1 protein-coding gene and 1 pseudogene are annotated in these 6,895 nt (G+C 54.4%); both read left to right on the forward strand.

All coding sequences use genetic code 11. The features are described 5' to 3' along the window. Positions 1-735, forward strand: a pseudogene (locus I4V53_RS13755) (FIVAR domain-containing protein); the annotation flags it as partial. 806 nt (positions 736-1,541) lie between these two features. Beyond that, a partial coding sequence (locus I4V53_RS13760; protein ID WP_195986267.1) for a discoidin domain-containing protein occupies positions 1,542-6,895 on the forward strand: 5,354 nt, incomplete at its 3' end.

Raw genomic sequence — 6,895 nt, forward strand, 5'->3', positions numbered from 1 at the left:
CAGGCGGAAGCCCTTCTGGAAGACGCGAACGCGACCCAGAAGCAGGTAGACGAGATGGCGGACGCTCTGTACAAGGCAATCATGAACCTGCGTATGATTCCGGACAAGGAAGTGCTGAAAGCCCTGATCGATGAGTCCGAAGCGCTCAATCCGGCGGACTATACAGAAGCAAGCTATGCGATCCTGCGCGCGGCGCTGAACAACGCGCTGGACGTCTACCACAACGACGCGGCAACCCCGGAGGAAATCACAGCGGTTTGTGCAACGGTGGAGAAGGCCCGCGCGGGTCTGGTTCCGGCAGACAAGCCGGAAGAGCCGGCGAAACCCGACAACAAACCCAGCAACAAGCCGTCCAACAGCGGCGGTTCCGGCAACAAGAAGCCGTCTGGCAACGTTTCCGGTACGGGAACGGCAGTCGCCGTGACCAGCCCGGTTATCAACGCGGCACAGAACGTGATGGGCCAGAAGTCCATCTGTTCCGACACCACAGCAAACTTCACTTTGAAGAGAGGCAGTGCCTACTGCTTCAAGATGACGGTTGTCAACGGAAGCAATACGGCCCCGAACTTCACCGTGGGCAACGGCAGTGTATTGAAGACCCAGTTTGTGGCGAAGATTGGCAGCGACTGCTATTACAGAGTCTGGGCAGTCGGTACACCGGGCCAGAGTACCGGCGTGTATACGACTATGTCCAATGAGGAGCCGCAAAAGCATTGTGTTATCACAATTGAGTAAAATGGTCTTCGCTGTAAGCGCGTCCCGACCGGAGGTCCCAAATGAAGCGGCACAGCGGCATTGTGTGGTAACAGTTGGATAAAATTGGTGCTCTAAGTGATTGACGATTCTCTTAGCGGTTTTCGATTTTATTCCGAGCGCTTAGAAGGGTGCTGCCCAGAAAAATAATTTAAATAGGGAAAACATGACGAAGAAGGGGCTGTGTCAAAACGTACGTTTTGATACAGCCCCTTCACGTATTAAAAAAATCCATTATGCCGTATTTTTAAGGAAAAGAGAAAGGAAGAGATTTTAAACAAAAATTTGATCTGAAATTCCCCCAAAACACGAAGCGCATCTTATCCCCCAGCATCAAAATGGTTTCATAAAAATCTCTGATAAAACAGCAATTACTTTGCTGAAGCGGGTAAAGTTGCATATAGTTCTGTTTTAAAAATATTTAACAAATAATAATAAAAAACATTAAGAAAACGTAGAAATTATATTGACATTATTAACGCGATCTGTTTAAATTGTGTTAAAGTCTAAACTCAATAAATGAGTTAACTGAAACGAGATTCTCTTAAAGAAAGGGGATGAAAACGGGTCCGCATAAATTTGAGACGAGCAAAACAGGATGGATGGGATTGGAGCCTGTCCGGAATGGTTTGCCCTGTATAGGGAATTTGAAATGTAGGAGTCGGAGTTTTTTAAGCTGGTATAGTAAATAAAAGCGCAGCATGACGCCCTCCGGCGGAAGGTAAGCCGGCATTTCTCACTTCCTTATACAGCCTAAAAGTTTTTCAGGAGGAGAAAGGATAAGGATTATGAAACGAATGAAACGGATCATCGCGTTGATTCTGGCAGCATCGCTCATGTCGTTCAGCGCGGGTGCGATTCCCGCGAGCGCGTCAGAGCAGGCGGCTGCCAGCAGTTATTCTGTTGGGGTCAATACGGCCAACCCGCTGGAGAAAGCAACCATCACATGCAGTTCAGAAGATGCAGACCACATTGCCAACGGGGAGCCGACCGGCCCTGCCAAATATCTGATCGACGGCGATAAGAAGACCCGGTGGGCCGCAACGTCCAGGGGAAATGAATGGATTAAGTTTGATTTTGGCGAGCCAACAGCGATCGGTTCCCTGATCATCACCTGGGAGGCCGCATACGCCAGCGATTATTCCATCCTGGTTTCCCAAGATGGCGAGACCTACACCCCTGTGATTCATGAGACCCCCGGTTCCAAACCGGAAGAAACGCCCCTTGTCATCAATCAGACCTGCCGGTATCTGAAGTTGACCATGGATAAGCCCGGCAGTGGTTACCCCTACTCGATTTATGAGATCGAAGCCAGAGATGCCGGCAACATCATTACCTCGTTGGATGACGCAACCGCGGAAACCATTGTGGGAACAGCCCCCGTATTGCCCGAAAAGGTAGCCGCAACCTATTCCGATGGGAAACGGTCCGACTTAAAGGTAACATGGAACCCCGTTCCTGCCCAAAATTACAGCCAGGCCGGCACTTTTGAAGTCATTGGTGCGGTCAGCGGCACAGATATTCAGGCTAAGTGCGTCGTGACGGTTCATCCCGCCGACGAGAGCCAGTATCTGCGCATTGCAAAGAAGCAGGTGGGAGGCAGAGTGCTGGTTCCTTCCGCCGATTATGCGGATGAGGCCGCCATTGCCGCGGCGGCAACAGAGATTGCCCAGAAAAAGATTACGCTGGGCGATACGGTCGCCAATGTATCCTGGGTAGAGGATCGCTATGTGCTGACGCTGACAAACGGCGGGACAAGCAGCACGCTGGATCCCTTTACCGTGAGCCTCCCCACCGGCCGGGACGCCAGCGATCGGTTCGAGCTGCTGGAGGAGCGCATTGAGTTGGCCCGCCAGATTGGCGACGAGGGCGTCATTCTGCTGAAAAATGAGAACAAGACCCTGCCGCTGACGGAAGACGACCAGGTGGCGGTGTTTGGGCGTATGCAGGTTGACACCATTCGCGGCGGTTTGGGCGCGGCCTACATGGACCCGGCCTATGAGATCAACGTGCTGGACGGCATGCGCAATGTAGGCGTCAATGTGGATGAAACCCTGGCAGAGGTCTATGAGACCTGGTGCAACGACCCTGCAAATAAGAAGGAGGAGGTCATTTATACCAGCGACCGCTTCTTCCCCGAAATGCCCCTGACCGACGAAATGGTCAAAGACGCCAGCGAGCGCAACAATAAGGCCGTTGTGGTCATTGGCCGTATCGTGGGCGAAAATAACGACATGCAGAACAACAAGGGCGGCTGGCTTCTGACCGACGCGGAAACCAAAATGCTGCAGCAGGTCACCCAATACTTTGATCAGGTCACGGTGGTATACAACAATGGCGTCGTGGCGGACATGGAGTTTGTAGAAAACCTGGGCGTTGAGGCCCTGCTCTTCATGGGTTACGGCGGACAGGAGGGCGGAAATTACGTCGGTGATATTCTCTCCGGCAGAGTCACTCCCTCGGGCAAGCTGACCGAAACTGTGGCCAAGAGCTTTGATGCATATCCCGCCGATGGCTTCAGCGGCAGCACCACCCAGAAATATACTGAAGATATTTTCACGGGATACCGCTACTTTGAAACCTTTGATCCCGATTATGAAACGGTCCGCTATCCCTTCGGCTATGGCCTGTCCTATGCGGATCTTGCCATTTCCGATGTGACCGCCAAACAGGCAGGCACCCATATTGAGGTATCCGCCACGGTCACCAACACCGGGGACTTCTATTCCGGTAAGGAAGTGGTGCAGGTCTATTACAGCGCCCCCCAGATGGGAACCGGCAGCGCGCTTCTGGGCAAACCCGGAAAGGTTCTGGCCGCCTTCGGCAAGACCGCATTGCTCGCGCCCGGCGAGAGCCAGGAGCTGACCCTGACTTTCCCCATTGCCGATATGGCCAGCTATGACGATACCGGCGTGACGGGACATAAAAACGCATGGCTGTTGGAAGCGGGAGACTACAATATCTTTGTGGGCAACTCCATCCGCGACGCCGGCGCACATAAGGCTTATACCTATAACCAGCCAAACCTGCGTGTCATCGACGAAGACCTGACCCAGGTGGAAACCATGCTGAACGAGCGTCTTCTTGCCGATGGCACCCATGAAAAACTGGAGGTCATCGAGGTTCCCGGTCAGATCAGCATCAAGGACGATGCGGTTAACAAAGCGGAAGCGGAAAACTACAAGTCCGCCGGAGCGGGTGTCACCGAGACGGACGGCGCCTTAAACATTCCGCAGGGCGAATCCGTGTCGTACGTGCTGCAACTGACAAAGGGCGGCAAATACCAGTTCAAACTGACCTACAACAACCGCGGCGAAGCGGTCAGGCTCAACGACGTGCTTTCGATATTTGTGGGTACTGGCAGCAGCCAGGTCAACATTGACGATTCGATTATACTTGAAAGCGGCGACGGTTTGGAAACCGCCGCGATCCAGGTCGGATTCCCCACCGGCGATATTACCTTCACGCTTACCGGAAAAGCTGACTCGGATATTCTGTGGGACAGCTTCACCCTGGAGCGCGACAACGACGCAGATGTCGTCAACGACATCCCTGCCAGCGGCATCGGGAAAGTGGAAGGCGAGGACTATGTGGACGCCTCCGCCGGCGTCCGTTATGAAGACTTCCAGGATGACGGACAGGGCCAGCCCGGCAGCTGCTTGTCCAACATGCGCGCCGGTTCCCGCGCCAACTACAAGCTGAATGTGGAAGAAACGGGAATCTACCACATGGTGGTCCACTATGCGGCGGTCGGCGAAACTTCGCTGAGCAGCACGGCGATCTTCCTGATCAACAATATCACCCAGGCATTTGCCGATGATATTTCCTTCAAAAGAACGTCCACTGCGGGCAACACCTATTATAACTTTGTGGATTTGGACCCCTTGACGGTAGTTTTACCCAGCGGTATGGCAACGCTCACGCTTGAGTCGCAGATTGCTGCGTTCCCCAATATTGATTACATCACATTTGAAAAGGTGGAGACGCCGGCAGCCAAAGCGTATACAGCTGCCCGCAATCTCCTTACCGCTGCCGCCGAAAAGATCACGTTTGAAGACGTGGCGGAAAATCCCGAGCTGATGGGCCAGTTTGTTTCGCAGCTTACGGTGAATGAGCTGGCTTCCCTGGGAAGCGGCCACGGAAATGTAGCGCCGAACACCAATACCGGTTCCATCGGCAATATCCCCTCGCTGGGGATTCCCGGCGTGCAGACGGCGGACGGCCCCACAGGCGTGCGTCTGAGCGGCACCACCGATCCCATTGCCTGGCCCGCGACCAACGTCATGGCCAGCTCCTGGAACGAAGAGCTGTGCGAAGACTATGGCCTGGCCTTCGGCAAGGACATCAAGGTCTACGATATCAACTGCATCCTGGGCCCCAGCATCAACATTCAGCGCAATCCTCTGGGCGGCCGTAACTTTGAGTACTATGCCGAAGATCCCTATCTCACGGGTAAGCTCGGCGCTGCGGTGACCCGCGGGATTCAGTCCGTGGGCGTAGCGACGGCTGTGAAGCATTTTGCGGTAAACTCCACCGAGTTCAACCGTCTGGCCTCCAACAGCATTGTTTCTTCCCGCGCCATGCGCGAGATCTATTTGAAAGCGTTTGAAATTGTGATTAAAGAGGCGGATCCCTGGTCCATCATGACCTCCTACAACTTCGTCAACGGCACCAAGGCGGCAGAATTGGAACCCATGATGAACGGCATTGCCCGCGGCGAGTGGGGATATGACGGCGTGTTTATGACCGACTGGGGCAATGACTCCAACATCGTCCGGGAAGCACTGGCCAGCGGTGACGTCAAAATGCCCAGCGGCGATTCCAATGCATTGGTTACCGCCGTAAACAACGGTATTTTGGACCGCGCAACTCTGGAAGCAGCCGCGGCCCGCCTCCTGAATCTGGCCCTGAAAACCGACAGCCTGCGCAAAGTTGACCCCGTCGACCATCTGGCCGTGGGCAAACCCGCTACAGCTTCCCACTCCGAGAGTGACGAACATCGAGCCGCAGGCGCCGTAGATGGCATAATGACGACCCGCTGGGCAACCGGCTCCGTCAACCAGTCCTCTCAGCCCTGGTTCCAGGTGGATCTGGGCGATGTGCAGGATTTGGGTTATCTCCGCATTTCCTGGGAGCACGCACCCAAAGCCTATGAAATTCAGGTATCCGATAACGGCGATACATTTAATAAAGTCGCCGCGTACACAACAACCGATGCGAGCGGAGGCAGTAACGATGCGCAGGAATTTGACCTGTCCAATGTTTCCGGCCGGTATATCAAAATGCAGGCTACGGAACTCTGGGATGTTTGGGGCGCCAGCATCTATGAGTTTGAGGTATATGACAGCAGCTATGTACCGCCTGTGGAGGAAGAAGAAACCTATGTGGTCCTGACTCGGAACGCGTCTGTATCCGGCGTGAGCACCGGCCTCAAGGAAGGCGATAAGGTAACGGTTACCGCAAATGACGCTCCCGAAGGCTATCATTTTACCGGTTGGAGCACCGTTGGCCTGACGCTTACCCCCGAACAGCGCGTTTCTTCTGAACTGAACTTCCCCATGCCCGCCAACAATGTTATTCTGACGGCGGACTTTGCCAGAAACCAGAAGCCGGATGTGCCGAAGGACCCGCAGCTGCTGAACGTGCAGTGGAACCCGAGCCAGGCGGATGTGGAAATCGCCGGCGAGGCGGACGTGCTGATCGACGGCAACGGCATCTACGGCGCGAAGGTGGTTCCGGGCACGAAGCTGACCTTTACCTTCACCCCGGCAAACGGCCCGTTTGCGAGCGCAAAGCTGAACGGCGAGGATATCCCGTTTGAAGCCGACGGCTTTACCTACACCTATACCATGCCGAACGACAAGACGGTTCTGCGCTTCACCTTCACCAGCGTGAACAAGGACGTTCTGGAAACCCTGCTGGAGAAGGCGAACGAAGTCACCGACGAGCAGCTCGACAAGCTGGTTGAATCCGTCCGCAAGAAGTTTATCGCGGCGCGCGACAATGCAAAGACTGTTTATGAAAGCGATAAGGCGACCCAGAACGAAGTGAACGAAGCCTGGAAAGAACTGCTCGACGCGATGCATTACCTCTCCTTCGAGGAAGGCACCAAGGACGAGCTGAAATACTGGCTCGACTACGC

Origin of the sequence: Clostridium sp. D33t1_170424_F3 (assembly GCF_015667585.1) — a bacterium.
In the GTDB taxonomy this organism is placed as follows: Bacteria; Bacillota; Clostridia; order Oscillospirales; family Acutalibacteraceae; genus Anaeromassilibacillus.